Here is a 16431-nt window from a genome sequence, read left to right as displayed (position 1 = left end):
CATGAAAAACCCAGGCATTAAAAAACTGCTGATTGCCAACCGGGGTGAAATAGCAGTCCGAATCATCCGCGCCGCACGCGATCTCGGCATCGCTACTGTGGTCGTGCACAGCGACGCTGACACTGAAAGTCGAGCTGTGCAGATGGCGGATGAAACGGTCAACATCGGCCCGCCGCAAGCGGCAAAATCCTATCTCTGTATCGACGCGATCCTTAGGGCGGCGAAGGAAACCGGTGCCGACGCTGTCCATCCGGGTTATGGTTTTCTCGCCGAAAATGCAGACTTTGCAGACGCCGTAGCCGCCGCAGGCCTCCTTTTCGTCGGTCCGGACGGCGACACCATCCGCCTGATGGGCGATAAGGCGGCTGCGCGGAGTGAGGCGAAGAAGGCGAATGTACCAACGGTGCCAGGCAGTGATGGTGTCATAGAGGACATGGAGGCCGCGGCGAAAATAGCAGAGAAAATTGGCTTCCCAGTAATGATCAAGGCGGCCGCCGGAGGCGGCGGGCGCGGTATCCGTGTTGCCCATGATGCTGATCAGTTCCGGGAGCTTGCTCCCCAGGCTTCCTCGGAGGCCGCGGCAACGTTCGGTGACGGAGGCGTCTATATAGAGAAAGTCATTGAGCGTGCGCGGCATATCGAGGTCCAGATACTGGGTGATGGCGAAAACGTCGTACATTTCTTTGAGCGTGAGTGCTCTTTGCAGCGCCGCCGCCAGAAGGTGTGGGAAGAAGCGCCGTCGGTCGCCCTGGATGATCGGGTTCGCGACGAGCTGTACCGCTCGGCCGTCGCGCTGGCAAAGGCTGTCTATTATAAAGGCGCCGGCACCATCGAGTATCTCTACGACGACGAGACAGGAAACTTCTATTTCATCGAGATGAACACCCGCATCCAGGTGGAGCATCCTGTGACCGAAATGATCTGCGGCTTCGACCTGGTTGCCGAGATGATCTTGATCGCTGGCGGCACAAAGATGCGTGTTACACAGGAGACGATACGCAGAACCGGGCACGCCATCGAAGTGAGGTTAAACGCAGAGGATCCGGCCAATAATTTCATGCCGTTTCCCGGCATCGTCGGCAACTTGCTCACCCCGGACGGGCCGGGTGTGCGTTTCGATCACATGCTCTATCCAGGCTATGCCGTTCCGCCTTTCTACGATTCGCTGTTGGGCAAACTGATTGTATGGGCCGAAGACCGCGACCGTGCACTGTTGCGACTCAAACGCGCCCTGGACGAGCTTCATATCGACGGGCTGCCCACCACCGCGCCGCTGTTCCAGGCTTTGCTCGAGAGTGAAGAGCTGAAGCAAAGTGCTGTCCACACCCGTTGGCTGGAGCCGTGGCTGGAAAACAACCTCGATCTCATCAAACAAAAAGGGGCTCAAACTCATGAGTAGTCGATACACATTTGGCGGCGATGAGCACATTTTCGTAGAAGTCGACGAAGAAATGTCGCTTGAGGCATTCTTTGTCTCACTGTCCATGACCAACGCAGTGCGCAATGCCAACATCAAGGGCGTCACCGAAATATGTCCGGCCAACGCTTCGTTCCAGATCAAATTCGATCCGGATGTGATTCACCCCGATGACATGATGAAGGAATTGAAACGACTGGAAGCACAGGCGGAACAGGGCGAAAACGTTCTGGAAACACGGATTATCGAAGTTCCGGTCTATTACCAGGATCCGTGGACCTACGATACCCTGATGCGGTTTCGCGAACGCCACCAGGACCCCAGCGCGACCGACATCGAATACGCAGCATCGATCAATGGCTATGACAGTGTAGAGAAGTTCATTGAGGCGCATTCCGGAGCACCTTGGTTCGTATCCATGGTCGGGTTTGTCTCCGGCCTGCCGTTTCTCTATCAGATGGTTGACCGGTCGCGTCAGATCCAGGTGCCAAAATACCTCCGCCCGCGCACCGACACACCGCGGCAGACGGTTGGCTACGGGGGCAGCTTTTCCTGCATCTACTCCGTGCGCGGCGCGGGCGGGTACCAGATGTTCGGTATCACCCCCATGCCGATCTATGATCCAGAGCAAAGTGTTCCCTACCTGAAAGACTTCATGGTTTTCTTTAAGCCGGGGGATATCGTCAGATTTAAACCAATCAATCGCGAAGAGTATGATGCCGCGATTGCCCAGGTGCAGGCCGGCGAATACATGCCCCGTATCAGAAACGTTCGTTTTTCGCTAAGCGAGTTCAATGCCGATATGGACGGTACCAACGCCAAGCTGATGGAGGCCCTTTATGACCGTTAATGTAATCTCAGCCGGTATTGCCACCACGATCCAGGACCTGGGACGGCCGGGCTATTATCATCTTGGTATTCCCATGGGTGGGGCCATGGATCGCCTGGCACTCAAAACAGCGAATCTGCTTGTTGGCAACGATGAGGGAGCGGCCGGGCTCGAATCCGTATTCGTCGGGCCGGAACTTGAATTCACACGGGATGTAACCGTCGCGGTCTGCGGCGCAGAACTGCCGCCGAAAGTGGATGGTGAGCCCCGTGATACCTGGACCGCCTTCACCGTGAAAGCCGGCCAGGTGTTGTCCTTCGACTTTCTGAAATCCGGCGCGCGAATCTACATTGCTATTTCCGGCGGCATTACCACGCCCGTTCACCTTGGCAGCCGTTCGACCTATGCCATCGGTGCGCTCGGTGGTGTTAACGGCCGCCCTGTGCAGCCGGGCGATTCGCTGCCACTCGGCAAAAGCAGCAAAACTGTTAAGGATGGGATCTCGGTACCTGTGGCGTTGCGGCGCGGTCCGTCCAATCCGGCCGAGCTTCGTGTGCTGCCCGGGCTATACTGGCATCGAATTACTGAGCAGTCCCAGGACAGTTTTTTCGAGGATACCTGGAAAGTCGCCAACGAAGCCGACCGCATGGGTTATCGCTTTCAGGGCGGACGCAAACTTGAGTTCGTCGAACGCGAACAGCCGTTCAGTGCCGGCGCGGATCCGTCCAACATCACCGATGCGTGTTATCCCTACGGCTCCATTCAGGTACCGAGCGGCTCAGAGCCAATCGTACTGCACCGCGATGCAGTGTCTGGTGGGGGGTATTTCATGCTGGGTTGCGTTATTTCGGCTGACATGGACCTGATTGGTCAGTTACAGCCGAACATGCCGGTCCGGTTCGTGAAAGTGGATATGGAGGCTGCCCTTGCCGCGCGCAAAGAGCAGGCGGCAATCATGGATGAGATTCGCGAACTACTGAGCTAAGGGCGACAGGAACAAGCTCATGATAACCACTGAATCCAGCGGATCCTCCCGCACACCCAACAATCGTGCAGAGGAATCCACTGTGTTAAATGCAACACTGGATGAGCGTCGCAACGGCGCTGTTGCGGCCTTCGGGCCGCATTGGCAGTGAATGGATCAACGCCACCTATGCGGCGCAAAAACGGTGGGCGCTTTTTGCCGATAAAGAGCGCGCCGCAGTGCTTAACGCGCTGTTACCGGACGGCGTCGCGGGCCTGATCACCCCGTGGAATTTCCCCAATGCCATGCTGGCGCGCAAGATGGCGCCAGCATGGCGGCAGGCTGTGCCGTCGTCGCCAAGCCTGCCGAACGTGAGGATTCGAACCTCTGACCTCTGCCTCCAGAGGGCGGTGCTACTACCTGATGGCAAGCTGGTTTTTGGCCTTGGTGATGCGTAGTTTACGCTCTCATGGTTTGTCCACAACTGTTAGGTAAAGAGTGTCGGGATCGATTTAGCCGACTGGCCACCTTCAAAGCCTTTGCGGCGCTCAAACCGCCGGACGCCAGAAAACACACCTCACTCACATGCTGGCAATGATAGTTGCAGATACCGACCAGGCCTGATCTGTTCCCAGCGGTGTTAGTGCGTTGTTAGGCCGGAGTAGGCTTTGACAGTGAACCGGTCTGGATAAAGCAGCACCTCGATGCGACGATTCATGCGCCGGCTGGCTGCGTCAGTCTCCTCCACCAGCGGGCGGGTATAGGCGTAGCCCACCGCCTGCATGCGCTCAGGGGCTATGCCGTTGTCCCGCAGTACCCGCACCGCCGAGGCGGCGCGGGCGGCAGATAACTCCCAGTTGGTGAAATACCGGTCCTGCAGGCTGGGGGATATGGGGCGGCTATCACTGTGGCCCTGAACGCTGATCAGGTGGTCGGGAAAGCTTTCCAGGGCAGTAGCAAGCAGTTTCAGGGTCTCACGACCGGGCTTCCCTATGCGGGCGGAGCCGGAATCAAACACGATATCTTCCGGCAGCTTGATGACCGTGGTTCCGTCTTCAAGTCGTGATACCAATGTCTGTTTCTCGTTGCTCAAGGCCTGCAGACGGGTCTGCAGGTTGTTCATGGCGGAGCGCTCACGCTGCAAGCGGGCCTCCAGTTCCTTGATAGTCTCGCTGGCACTGCGGCTCCGGGCCTGCTGCAGGGCCAGCTGCTCCCGCGTGTCCCGGTACTTTTCAGCGACCGACAGCCGTTCCTCCGCCACTTCCTCCAGAGTGCTTTCTTTCTGTGCCAGCTGATTCCGGGCCTGAGCAAGAGCGGCCCGGGTGGCTTCCAGCTCCTCTGAGAGTTCATCAGCTTGGGCTTCGGTCCGGGCCTGTTGCTCTCTGGCTGTGGCCACGGAGTTTTCCATTTCCTGGCGACCGGTATCCAGCCTGGCAATCCGGATTTCCAGTTCCGCGATCCGGGCTTCCCGCTGTGCCTTTTGCTTGCGGGCTTGTTTAAGGTCGTTCTGTATGGAATCCAGCTCTTCCGTTAGCGTATCAGCCTGGGCCGTAGTCACGCTCTGCTCCTCTTTGGCCCTGGTCAAAGAAGCTGCCAGATCCTCGCGGCTAATGTTCAGGTCGGCGACCCGGGCCTCGCTTTGTGCCAGCTGCTGACGGGCCTGTGCGAGGGCGTCCCGGGTGTTGTCCAGCTCCTGCGATAGCTCATCGGTTTGGACTCCGGTCAGGGTCTGTTTCTCCCTGGCTGCAGCGAGCGAGACTTCCAGTTTTTCACTGCTGGTAAGCAGTTCTGTAATCTGGGCTTTGCGTTGTGTGAGTTGCTCATTGAGTTCGTCGATCCGGGCTTGGCTCTGAACCAGCTGGTCGCCGCGGGCACTGGCAAGCGTCTGGCTGGCTGACAAGTTTGCCTCCAGTTCATCAACACGATCTTCCAGAGTTTCAATCTGACTCCGCAATGCTTCCAGCTCACTGGCGGCATTGGTCAGGGATTGTTGCGTTTCATTGAGGCGGGCCTCTAGCCGGTCCGCACTGGTGCTGCGCTGGGTCAGGCGTTGGCGGGCCTGAGAAAGCTTTTGTTGCAAACGTTTGGCCTCAGACAGGGCTTCCTCATGGGCGCTCTCAAGTTGTTTCAGGTCCGAGTAAAGGGATTGATAGAAATAGACACCGGCGCCGGCCGCTATTACTAGCAGAATGATCAATGTCGTGGAAACCCAACCTCGTTGCGCCATTGTGATGCCTATATGTTTTTATTAGATACACATTAAATTTTAGTCAGCCTAGCAGTTTTTTAACTCAGGAGTTGGTCATACAAATCGCTATTTCCAGATAACCTGCAGAGAACCGGGCGGTGCGACCGTCCAGCAACACCCGGCCATCGTTTTCAAATGCCCAATGATGGGCTTGATACTGTTTCACCGGTGTTACTGGTCGGGATGCGTCTTGCCACACCGCCTTTGCTTGCCGGTACTGAGGTGGTGTAGCAGATGTCTATTTTCCGGCATACGTCTGGGCCCGGGCATTCATCAAATCGTTATAAATGTCAGGTAAAAATGGTGACTAAACACAGAGGATTGAAGCCTTGGCCGATCACTCAAGAGTTAAAGAGCTTGTTGGTTACTCATTCCTGATTGTCTTTGCCCGCGATCACATTCTAGACACCAAGGAACTTGTCATGTTGGAGACGCTCGCGCTCGAAGATGGCAAGGTCGATGAAAAAGAAAAAGAAGTGCTTCGGAACCTTCTCGATAGTCTTGAGGAAAAGGACGTGTCTCGGGAAGTTCGGAGTGAGATTGAGCAATTTCGAGAGGCGAATAACATATAGGGCTCCACTTTAATTTGCTGCACTATGAAGCGATCTATCTCTTGTAAGCAATGTCGTCGCGCGCTATTAGCTGGTCAATTTTCATACGAAAAGAGTCTTGAGACATGTCAAACCATCGTTTGAGGTTTGGGATACACTTAGTAACCTTCTTGAGTCAGACTCACGATTTTGTGCCTAATACGGAGTTTCCTAATGAATTCTGACCTTCTCGCCCTCGCCCTGCTAAACGACATGAACTTTACGCTCCAGGAAGTCAATAACGAAGATGCCGGCGAGGCGCCAATAGACCTTACCAAGACGACGTCTTTTGAAATTCTCTCGGAGCAAGGTGAAGTGATCGGGTTTATTAAAACGTGGCATGACGAAGATGACTATGCAGGCTTCGTGCATTTTGATTCTGAGGGAAATATCGTCGACTGGAAAGCGTTTAGCAAAAGCTCCTCCCATTAACCGGAACTTGAAACACTACTGCAATGCCTTTCTGATATCGTAGCTATGTTGATGAAAGGCATCATCGTGATTTCTCTTAGTGGAATTGCACTGCCGGGAGAGCCCCTCCCGTTTTTTTCGCCAACTCTCTCGTCCTTTGAGGTGCCATCCCAGAGGTTTCATGCACCTCTAACAGGCCTCGTCGAATGCCGCATTAGGGAGCGGGTGCAATGAGTGATAGGGAAGGCCACCATCGGGCTTTACAAGCTTTGTATTTCTCCTCAACAGCTGATGGCTGGATTCGTCCAAGTCTCCACCTTGAGTACGGATTCTGCTCTGTTTCAGTCCGACTCACTCCCTTTGCCTCAACGTCTTGGGGAACCGTAAGAGACACCGTCATCTTTCAGCTTCTTTGGGATGCGGCAGCATTGGCTGCGAACACCCAGGAAACCTCGCTCCTGGCAAAGTGCGATAAGTTCGAGTTTTCTCCCTTTCAGCCGCTTTACCAGTGCCGCGTTGTTTCGGTGGCCAGAGTGCTTCATTCCGACCTGCATCAGTGGACGATTGAATCGACACTGTACGACGAAGCTGACAACGAAATTGCATGGGGGCGCAGCTGGTTCTCAAGGTCCAATGTATTGCTGGAGTCGATCGCACCCTACAAAAACCAGCTTTTGAAATCGCGTCAGGACTGGAGTGCGTAGTCCGACAGCTAAATCAATAAACCCTCAATGCTGCGGCCCCTGCAATTCAGTCAATGCTTCGAGATTGCCGAGTTTGCCCTTAAGTCAACTCCTGGGATAGTATTTTTGGTTCGGTTTGGGTCTTATATGAAAACCTACAGACGATTCTCAGCTCTTTTCTTCATCAATTTCTGTGCTGTGTCATTTAACAGACCAGCAATAATTTAATGGTGTAATGGCGTCGCCGTTGAGATAAGCCGTATCTCACATCCCACCGGGGTGTGGTGCTCAGGATGAGCCCTCTGTTGCTGCAATCGGTTGCAACGAAGTTATAAGGGGGCAGATCATGTCAATTATGATGAAAGCGATTGAGGGGACCGAAGCTCGCGTCCTTTGGTCGTGCCGAACAAGATGTATTGAGTTGTTGGAGTTGGGTGTCCAGGAAATGAATGGTTATTTCCGCCCGTTCCGTTACGAAGTTCATATTTCCGGTGAATCCGTACTCTACAAATCGAAGAGCGAGCACGCGGCCATGCAGTACCTGGAAATGCTTTTGGGCTCAGCGCCAGGCGAGCTAGAGCTTTGAAACACTGTTGTCCGGGGCTTCTTTCGCAAACTTCCTTCTGTTTTGAGTTGCCTTGCCAATGCCTGATAAAAGGATGGCGTTTCTTGGGGGTGGTCCTCCGGTCAGTGCATGAACATGCCACCGTTAATGGAGAAATCGGCACCGGTAATGAACGAAGATTGCTCGTTCGCGAGAAAGGCCACCAGTCGGGCAATTTCTTCGGGCTGGCCGAAACGACCTACCGGAATCTGGGCTTTGATCTGTTCCCGGATCTTCTCATCAATGGCCATTATCATGTCGGTTTCCACGTAGCCCGGAGAGATCGTGTTTACTGTGATGCCTTTACGGGCGGTTTCCTGGGCCAGCGCTTTGGTGAAGCCATGAATACCCGCTTTTGCCGCCGAATAGTTCACCTGACCAAACTGGCCTTTCTGGGCATTGATAGACGAAATATTGATGATGCGGCCATAGTGCTGTGCGAGGAAGGTGTCTAAAAAACAGCGTGTAACATTGAATACGCCATCAAGATTGGTGTGAATGACCTCTTGCCAGGCTTCAATCGGCATTTTTTTCATTACTGAATCCCGGGTAATGCCGGCGTTGTTTACCAGTACATCAAGTCGCCCATAACGCTGCAGCAGTTCGTCAGCGGCGATCTCACAGCTTCGCATATCGGAGACATCCATTTTCACCAGGTCGATTTCCAGGCCATCGTCTGCCATGCGGCTTTGCCACTCCCGCGCCTGGCGCTCACGCTCTTTGTTCCTGAACGTCGTGACCACCTGATAGCCCTCGCCAGAAAACATTTTGCAGATGGCTTCTCCGATTCCTCTGGTGCCGCCTGTAACCAAAGCAATGCCTGATTGTTTCTGAGCTGTCATTTCCTACCTTCCTTGCTGTCAAAGATTGTACTAATTTCTCGTTTTACCCGGTTTACACCAGCCCCATAGATGTTGCTTCGCTCTCTAACTGTTCTCTGAATTCCGGGGCCGCGATATCGATAAGTGCCCGGGCTCGTTGGGGGATCGAGAGACCTTTGAGATTCACGCAGCCATACTCCGTAACCACGAAGTGGACGTCGTTTCTGGGGTCAGTGACGGTCCCTCCCAGGAGTCGGGGCACGATTCGGCTGACCCTGCCAGACTGCGCCGTCGACCGGAGGGCCACGAACGAACGGCCGTTCCGGGCGGAATAGGCCCCTCGAACGAAATCCAATTGCCCGCCGCTCCCGGAGAAGGGCCGGTCACCAAGTTGCTCGGAGTTGATCTGGCCGGTGAGGTCGATCTCAAGTGCAGAGTTCACGGAGACCATGTTGTCATTGAGTCGAATGATGTCCGGGTTGTTCACCCAGGAGGCCGGGTATCCGACAATCGAGGGGTTGTCGTCCAGAAAGTCGTAGAGAGCCTGATCCCCGAGTGCAAAGGTGAACACGTGCTTGTGTTGCATCCAGGTTTTACGTCGACCGTTCATTACCCCGGTCTGAATGAGCGGCATCATGGCCGGAGAAAGCAGCTCGCTGTGCAAGCCCAGGTTCTGGTGATTCGTCAGCCCGGCTAGGACGGCATTGGGAACACCGCCAACGCCTATCTGCAGTGTGTCGCCATCATTAATCCGCTGGACGATCTGCTCGGCAATCTTTGTGTCCACCGGGGTAGGCGGGTTAGGTATAGCTTCAATCAGCGGCTCGTCGTGTTCCACCAGGTGATCGATTTCGGAGATGTGAACGGAACATTCGCCGAATGTTCTGGGCATGTAGCGATTGACCTCGACAATGACCTTTTTTGCTTTTCGGATGACCGACGCGCCGTAATCGGCGTTGGTGCCGAGACTGAAGTAGCCATGGCGGTCCATGGGTGACACCGTTACGAAAAAGCACTCGGGGTCAATGTGCTCGGTTAGCAGGCGTCCGGCTTGGTGCAGCATGGCGGGCACAAACTCTATCCAGCTTTGGGAACCGGATTGGGCAATTGCGGCTCTGTCGGAATGGCTCAGAAACAGAGGGCGAGGGGTGATGCGGTCTGCTAATTCCGGAGCCAACAGACTGCGTCGCAGGCTTTCTGTGCCATGCAGGTAATAGAGTGCCAGTGGACCAATAAGCCGGTCTTTCAAAGCGTCGGCGGTTGCCGCCATAAGTGCGGGCGGTTGCGCGGCGCTCATGCCGAGAATCAGATTCTTGCAGCCGGCGATCGTCTGAACAGCTTCGTGAGGGAGCAGCCGCCGATCCAGGTAAAGTGCTTTAAGATCCGGGTCCACCTCATCCATTTGCCACCAACCTGACTTTCAGTGTTTCAAGTAAAATGATAATGCTGGAATAGTGTGACCATCATGTGAACGGTTTTCTTACGCTCAAGGTTTCATGTGCGCCAACCTAAGCTCCCTCAGCATGGCGCGCTTTTTCCTTTGGTGGTTTTGCATCCGCTTCAGAATATTGTCCAGGACTTCCACAGCTTCAATGATGTGCGGGCCCTTGTTGAGCATGACGCATTCTGCCCGATGGGCCATGACGACATCGGAAATTTCCGCCCTCGATGGCATGCCCTTTTGGGCCAGGTTCTCAAGCACTTGTGTCGCCCAGATCACGGGCACATGGGCTGCTTCACAGACCCAGAGTATTTCTTCCTGAACTTCTGCCAAACGTTCGTATCCGCATTCCACCGCCAGGTCGCCCCTGGCGATCATCACACCACAGCTGGGCCATCGCATGGCGGCCAGGAGCATTGAGGGGAGGTTCTCAAAACCTTCCAGAGTCTCTATTTTCAGTATGATGGCAGGCTTATTGGCGTTGATAGCCTCCAGGCTCTTTTCGAGCAACCGGACATCTTGTGCCGAGTTTGCGAAGGACATCTCGACTGCGTCGGCGTGTTCTGCAATAAAAGCGAGATTGTCGACGTCTTCCGATGTGATTGCGGCAATGTTCAATTCGCTGTCTGGGAGATTGATTCCTTTACCGCCACGAAGCTTGCTCCCGCCTGGATGCGCATGCTGGATTTTTACCAGGAAACTGGCCTCTTCCACTTTTTCAATTACGCCACCAATCTTGCCATCGTCGAACCAGATTGTTTCCCCCGGCCGGACCTGAGAGGCGATCTCCGGCATGGTGCAGCTTATGGTTGCGGGCGTGAGAATTTTCCCCTTGCTGTCCCGGATTTCGGAGTGCCCCGATACAGGTTGCGCGGTAACGATCAGTGAATCATCTCTGTTAAGCAGGACGAAGCCGGGGTGTGGCGGGAAATCACCGATCGTACTGCATACCTTTTCAGGTTCTCCGTTTCGTAGGTGTAGCTTCGTGCCAGGCACCACATAGCATGCCTTGATGCTTTCGACGCAGCAGCCCGAATCGGATATCTCCACCACTGTCCATTTACGGGACTTTTTCCTGGCATCCTCCAGCGTGATTTCGTCGAAACGATTCAGGCATTTAAGAAAACTCTCGGAAACCCGAAACTCGGCCTCACAGTCACCGGGAGCATCAGATGGGGATTCCTCTGGAGCAAGCCAGATTCTGGCGGGTATCACCGTAATGCCATACTCAGTTCGTTTGGGCCGTATATGAACAACCTTTGGCCCTGGTTGAATCTCGCTAGTTCGTATCTTGGGCCCGCCCAGGTCCATGAAAATACGACAATCAATGCCAGTGGCTTCTGTCGCTTTACGTAAATTGCTGATCATCGCCTTCCAGGTTTCGGGGGCGTCATGGGCGCAGTTGATCCGCATGCAGTTCATACCCTTGGCCAGGAGGCTGTGAATGATGCTTTCATCGTGGGCCGCTTCCGTCGGCATGGTGACCATGATCCGAACATTCCGTTCGTTTGTGGCGGATCCGAGCAACTGATCCGTATGTTCGGTGAGTAACCTCGGACCGTCCTGGATACCCACTCTCTGAATGGTTTCGGTTTCTGGATCGGGGAGTGGGTGACCGAGGAGCGCTGCCAGTGTGCGAATGACGGCATCCAGGGTGGCAAGGACGCAGGACTCGGAACGGCCCAGTGATGAAAGCCCCAGCGATGCAAGGCGCTGCTGAGTCGGCCGAATGTCATGCCGCCGAAGAGACAAATAATAGAGCAGGTTTTCGGCGCTGAGCTGATAAGCAGGATTAATGTCGTTCAGGTTAACCCGGTGCTCCGCAGTTTCCCGAATCAGGGTTTCACGCAGTTTCTTCAGGTCTTCCAGCAAGCTGCCGACTTCCTCAAGTTCGGAAGGTGCCAGCGTTGCTTTCGGTATTTCGTCCATGCTTCACTTCCTGGGTCTTGCTTGTCTTTTATAGCGCTGGGGTCTTGCTGTGGTGCTGTGCAAAATTCATACGATACTTAACTATCGGGGAGGGCTATTTCAGTTGTGTGACGCTTTTATTGCGCATGTCAGGAATTGTTTGCTTTTAAACAAAAGTGAACATTCGACCCAGGGCTCCTCCAGAGCCTCCAAGCTAATCACAATCATTTCATCCAGTATGATGGGCTGAGCAAATTGCAGACGCTGAATGATTACATGGCAGAGATGGCATTGCTCAGCTAAGCTGTTGTTTTATCGATTTATGTGCAGCGTGATTGATGGTGCAAGGTCAGTAATAATGAAGCAGTCAAAGTTTTGCAGTCACTGAAACGTCGGTCTAATTGCTGTTAGGGCTTTAAACTACTCATGACCAATCGAGGTTGAGATGGAAATAACTCCTTATAAGAATGGAATACACTCTTTAGCAATTGGATTAAAAAATCTTAATGATTTTCTAGAAACTGGTGAAGATCCTTACTTAATGAAAGAGGTTATCATTAAGGTTCATCACGGCCTGGAAACCCTTTTCAAAGATCTACTTTTTCAGAAAAACCCTATATTTATTCTCGACGATAAGACCACAATGAAGGAAATTCTTTCCTACTATCAAGGTTTTTTTGATGGTAAGAATAGCTATCTTTTTGATGAGGCTAAAACAATAAGCCCAACGGAAACAATTCAAAGGCTTGTTTCTCTCAAAATAATAAATGGGTTAAAGAAAAAGGATCTAAATCAATTGACCTCGTCATTTGATGTCCTGAATAGTGTTAGGAATCAACTCCAACACTTTGCAATAAAGGCGAATCCTGATTCGCTAGTCAGAGTAATGGGTAACTTAATACCTCGGTCGGTTTCAGTGTTAAAAGCCTGCTATGCATCAGCAAATAATCTTCCGCGCCAGTTGCGAGCCAATGTTGTTCCACATAGTCCGCTCCCCGGGATGGAAGGGTTGTTCGGTCATTCCAGAAATATTGATGTGGACTTGAACGGCATATACGAAAAAGCCACAGAAGTTCTTAGTGATTTAGAGCATCGTTATGATGCTTTACTGAATGAAGCTATTCAAAGATTTAAGTCAAGCACGGTAAAGCAACTTCCACTAAGCATAAAAGTGCGGGATCACGGACACTGTGGAGCGCCACCCTACATGCCGGAGATTACCCTACAAGGATGGTTGAATGAGAACTTTACGCCACATAGAAATAGTAGCGAAAATAGGTTTCCCTTTGAAAAAGAGCCAGTTTTGGCGATATATGAGGCAACCACAAATATTGATCAGCCTGAAATATTAGAAGATGCACATGATCAGCATGGATATACCAAATGTCGAACAAAAATAAGGATCACCGCGAAGGTGTCAGTATTAAGCGCAGAAGGCTTTTTCAATATTCCTGAGTACGAGGATTATGTTCCTTTCATAAAGATGCCTGAAGTAAGTCTATTATTAGAAATTGAGTGTGAATCAGAAGGGTTATTCAATGAACACCATTTTGATATTTCCCGAGTAAGTAGTCTAAACGGTAAGCTAACGATAGACATGAGTTCGATGGTTTTTGGTGATACTGATCAGATTCCGTCGATTAGTGCAACTCAGGAATTTCAATTGAACTCTAACAATACATCTTTGCGACTCCATTCTTTTGTGGAATCGAATAGAAAGCTCAGAGACAACTATTCTCTTGAAATCGGGATTGAAGAAAATGAAGATCTTGTCTTTTCCTAGCCCTAACAAAACGCTGCTAGGGACAAACCTACGCTTCGCTCCGGTTTGCCCCAGAGCGTGGCGTTAGAGCGATATGACTCAAAAAATAGTGCCCAAGTCTTTTGAATTGCATGAATGGATCGCCGAGCGTTTAGATGGGCTAGAGATGCCCGGAGGAACCCGAGCATCGTTGTCCATATCATGTCATGACCTAGTCATAGAGCATCATCTTGGTATTGCTGTTCTGGCCCGAGGCAAAATCTACGGCTCAGCTTTTGCGTTGGTTCGTTCAGTATTCGAAGCTTTTGTCAGAGGCGTATGGCTGAGGCACTGTGCTACGGATTCGGAAATTCTGAAGTATCAATCCGACAAACTGAATTTGAATTTCGGTCATCTAGTAACGGCTGTCGAGGCTGTTCCAGGGTTTGGCGACGGGGTTCTCTCAGGGCTCAAGGCAAACTCTTGGAGCGCAATGAACAGCTACACCCATGGTGGAGCGCTTCAGTCAGGCCGGAGATTTTCGGGAAACAGCGTTGAACCCAATTATGAAGCTGAGGAAATAGAGGAAGTTATACGTCTCTCTGGTACTTTTGCACTTATGGCTTTCCAGCAAATTGCAATTGAGGCCGGGCGCATCGATTTGGCCGACGAGGCGATCAAGAGACTTTCGCCTGCCAAGCCTTAAGGGGTATCAACGTTCAAATAAATTGTTCCAGTTCGTTCCGGGCCTGGCAGCCCTCCACCGGACAGCCTTGTAACCGCTACGCTCTGCCAAGGCTGCCGCTGAACAATCATTCGTTAGGGAGTAGAGCTTTGCTAGATTATTCGTACTACCCTTTTAAGAACAACTTGGAAAATATCGGTGCCGACGATTTGTTACGTCTTAAATCCGTTTCAGAAGGTTGGTACATTGATTACAAAGTGCAGGGCCTCAAAATTCCTGACTTTGCTAAGCATTTGTCTGGCTTTGCAAACCAGTATGGCGGCTGGTTATTCATCGGGGTAGAGGAAGGTTCCGACGGAACACGAACCGCTTCAAGATTTCCTGGGATACCGAATGATCAGTTAGAAAAGGTATCGAGAGACATCAGGGAAGCTGCCGCCGCACATGTGAATCCAGAGGTTTTGTATGAAGAGCGTATAATCAGCGGACCCATTGAGGAAATAGGGTTGGCTAACGGTTACTGTATCCTTATCGTTGGGATACCCATGAGCCTAAACACTCCACATATCCATTCTTCGGGAAGGATTTATCGTCGGTTGGCTGATCAATCCAAACCGAAAGAAGAAACTGACCGATTTATTCTTGACGAACTCTGGAGACGGGGAACAAACCACCAAGAAAAGGTAACTCATTTCTTAGGAACCATTCCCGATCTTCCAGATGCTCAATCAGATATGGCTTGGGCTCACATCTACCTTAGACCTGCGCAACATCAAGTAGGGCCGGAGAGAAAGTTTTCCTTTGATGATTTCTCAAGAATTATCAAGAATAAAGACGTTAGTGCACTTGGTGTTTGGTGTCCTATGCAGGCCCTTCAAACCACGGCAGACGGGTATTTAGCAAGACAAATCGACGGCAATGACCCCAGCTTGGCTACATTGAGCTTCAGGTGGTGGCATGATGGTACTGCCCGCCTGGATATCCCTTTGAATTCGTATGATTTTGATTCCTTTTCGGAAGTACGTGATAAGCATAAGTACGTTGATGACTTTTGCGAACTAGCTCGACTTCAAGGTTACTCAAATATAAAAATTGTAGATTACTCTTTGCTGGCTCAGGCTTTGGCTTCCCTTGCAAACTTTTATCTTCAGATTTTGAATTTTAAAGGTGATAAGAGAAATACATATTCGTGCTTTACATTGAGAAACGTATTTTTCACCTCTCCTTATGTGGATTCCGAGGTGTTTTTGGAGAGAATCCGAGAAAACTCTATTCCCATCACAGCCGATAATGTGATTTCAGTTCCAAGTGAGCCGAAAGAAGAAAACATGTTTATACATAATTTTTCCGTAAGGGATGTCGATTTTACCTCACAAGAAAAGTACCAACCGATTCCTTACTTATATTCTGCACCTATTTTTTATAACATCTTCCATTCGGTTGGAATAGTTTCCAGTCCAGAAGAGTTCACCAAAGATACAGAAGCGTGGGGATTCGATAAGATTAACTCTTACACACAAGATCCCTAACAAGTGCGGTCAAGGGACGCTCCTTTCGTCGCGCCCCTGCCGCTGGCGTTATTGCCAAACCTGAATGTTCGCTTTGCGACCAAAGCGCAGTCTGGCAGCTAGACTCCTTCCGCGCCATTGCTACTTCCGCCTGCTGAGCATCCTGCGGAGCGGTGAGGGTGTGAACCTGGCCCCGTTTTAGGTCCACCCGGAGTTGGAAAAATCCGGCTTGCTAACCACTCGACATAGGGTTGCATTACGTTAGTTGGTGGGGTTAGGCAAGGCTAGGGAAACTGTGCCCAAATCGCGCAAACGGCAAAGGAGGGCAAAGGTCGATAAAAAAATTGGAGGTTAATCTCTGAAAAATGATAGGCACTGTCAGGGCACCATTTGGGCACAGGCCAAAAAAAGGACCTGCGTTTTCACGCAAGTCCCTGATAAATATGGCGCGCCCGAGAGGATTCGAACCTCTGACCTCTGCCTCCGGAGGGCAGCGCTCTATCCAGCTGAGCTACGGGCGCTTGAAATTATTGCTGTTGCATCAATTTCGAGTGCGCAATCTTACGTGTGATGGCGTGCCC

The 16431-nt window shown here is 51.8% G+C and carries 14 protein-coding genes, 1 tRNA gene and 1 pseudogene; 11 read left to right on the top strand and 5 right to left on the bottom strand.

All coding sequences use genetic code 11. The annotated features are described in order from the left end of the window. The first annotated feature begins 1 nt into the window (after window position 1). The 4 genes and pseudogenes from CLH62_RS08915 to CLH62_RS20965 form a co-directional block, all read left to right on the top strand. On the top strand, window positions 2-1399 hold the full coding sequence (locus CLH62_RS08915; protein WP_099617816.1) for an acetyl-CoA carboxylase biotin carboxylase subunit: 1398 nt from the start codon (window positions 2-4) through the stop codon (window positions 1397-1399). Then, window positions 1392-2267 carry a 5-oxoprolinase subunit B family protein gene (locus CLH62_RS08910; RefSeq protein WP_099617815.1) on the top strand — a complete coding sequence of 292 codons (876 nt, stop codon included), beginning with the start codon at window positions 1392-1394 and terminating at the stop codon, window positions 2265-2267. The genes CLH62_RS08915 and CLH62_RS08910 overlap by 8 nt, the downstream gene beginning before the upstream one ends. Then, complete coding sequence (locus tag CLH62_RS08905; RefSeq protein WP_099617814.1) at window positions 2257-3231, top strand: 5-oxoprolinase subunit C family protein; 975 nt, start codon at window positions 2257-2259, stop codon at window positions 3229-3231. The genes CLH62_RS08910 and CLH62_RS08905 overlap by 11 nt, the downstream gene beginning before the upstream one ends. Before the next feature lie 236 nt (window positions 3232-3467). Beyond that, window positions 3468-3580, top strand: a pseudogene (locus CLH62_RS20965) (aldehyde dehydrogenase family protein); the annotation flags it as partial. Window positions 3581-3850: 270 nt separating this feature from the next. Here the strand turns inward: CLH62_RS20965 and CLH62_RS08900 are convergent. Then, the gene (locus CLH62_RS08900) at window positions 3851-5437 is read right to left on the bottom strand and encodes an OmpA family protein (protein ID WP_099617813.1); all 1587 of its coding nucleotides are present in this window, start codon (window positions 5435-5437) and stop codon (window positions 3851-3853) included. Window positions 5438-5787: 350 nt separating this feature from the next. Here CLH62_RS08900 and CLH62_RS08895 point away from each other — a divergent pair, with 350 nt between their 5' ends. From CLH62_RS08895 to CLH62_RS21365, 4 genes are all read left to right on the top strand, one after another. Then, window positions 5788-6030, top strand: coding sequence for a hypothetical protein (locus CLH62_RS08895; RefSeq protein ID WP_099617812.1), 243 nt, complete (start codon window positions 5788-5790; stop codon window positions 6028-6030). Between the two features lie 192 nt (window positions 6031-6222). Then, complete coding sequence (locus tag CLH62_RS08890; protein ID WP_099617811.1) at window positions 6223-6480, top strand: hypothetical protein; 258 nt, start codon at window positions 6223-6225, stop codon at window positions 6478-6480. Between the two features lie 209 nt (window positions 6481-6689). Continuing rightward, window positions 6690-7163, top strand: a complete 474-nt coding sequence (locus tag CLH62_RS08885) for a hypothetical protein (RefSeq protein WP_099617810.1) — start codon at window positions 6690-6692, stop codon at window positions 7161-7163. A gap of 424 nt (window positions 7164-7587) precedes the next feature. Continuing rightward, window positions 7588-7728, top strand: coding sequence for a hypothetical protein (locus CLH62_RS21365; RefSeq protein WP_228152812.1), 141 nt, complete (start codon window positions 7588-7590; stop codon window positions 7726-7728). A gap of 101 nt (window positions 7729-7829) precedes the next feature. Here CLH62_RS21365 and phbB read toward each other — a convergent pair whose 3' ends face one another. The 3 genes from phbB to CLH62_RS08865 all read right to left on the bottom strand — a co-directional run bounded on the left by phbB (window position 7830) and on the right by CLH62_RS08865 (window position 11937). Continuing rightward, on the bottom strand, window positions 7830-8588 hold the full coding sequence (phbB, locus tag CLH62_RS08875) for an acetoacetyl-CoA reductase (protein WP_099617808.1): 759 nt from the start codon (window positions 8586-8588) through the stop codon (window positions 7830-7832). A 52-nt stretch (window positions 8589-8640) separates the two neighbouring features. Then, window positions 8641-9969, bottom strand: coding sequence for an acetyl-CoA hydrolase/transferase family protein (locus CLH62_RS08870; RefSeq protein ID WP_099617807.1), 1329 nt, complete (start codon window positions 9967-9969; stop codon window positions 8641-8643). A gap of 84 nt (window positions 9970-10053) precedes the next feature. After that, complete coding sequence (locus tag CLH62_RS08865) at window positions 10054-11937, bottom strand: pyruvate kinase (protein ID WP_099617806.1); 1884 nt, start codon at window positions 11935-11937, stop codon at window positions 10054-10056. 424 nt (window positions 11938-12361) lie between these two features. Here CLH62_RS08865 and CLH62_RS08860 point away from each other — a divergent pair, with 424 nt between their 5' ends. The 3 genes from CLH62_RS08860 to CLH62_RS08850 all read left to right on the top strand — a co-directional run bounded on the left by CLH62_RS08860 (window position 12362) and on the right by CLH62_RS08850 (window position 15871). Then, window positions 12362-13699 carry a hypothetical protein gene (locus CLH62_RS08860; RefSeq protein ID WP_143752367.1) on the top strand — a complete coding sequence of 446 codons (1338 nt, stop codon included), beginning with the start codon at window positions 12362-12364 and terminating at the stop codon, window positions 13697-13699. Between the two features lie 73 nt (window positions 13700-13772). Continuing rightward, window positions 13773-14363: a DUF6988 family protein gene (locus CLH62_RS08855; RefSeq protein WP_099617804.1), complete on the top strand. Its 591-nt coding sequence runs from the start codon at window positions 13773-13775 to the stop codon at window positions 14361-14363. A gap of 128 nt (window positions 14364-14491) precedes the next feature. Continuing rightward, a complete protein-coding gene (locus tag CLH62_RS08850; protein ID WP_170005779.1) occupies window positions 14492-15871 on the top strand; it encodes an AlbA family DNA-binding domain-containing protein in 1380 nt (459 codons plus the stop codon). Window positions 15872-16294: 423 nt separating this feature from the next. Here the strand turns inward: CLH62_RS08850 and CLH62_RS08845 are convergent. Beyond that, a tRNA-Arg gene (locus CLH62_RS08845) sits at window positions 16295-16371 on the bottom strand. Window positions 16372-16431 lie beyond the last annotated feature (60 nt).

This window comes from Marinobacter guineae (genome assembly GCF_002744735.1).
GTDB classification, from domain to species: domain Bacteria; phylum Pseudomonadota; class Gammaproteobacteria; order Pseudomonadales; family Oleiphilaceae; genus Marinobacter; species Marinobacter guineae.
The sequence above is the reverse complement of the archived record's forward strand: the minus strand, read 5'-3'. Positions and strand labels throughout refer to the sequence as shown.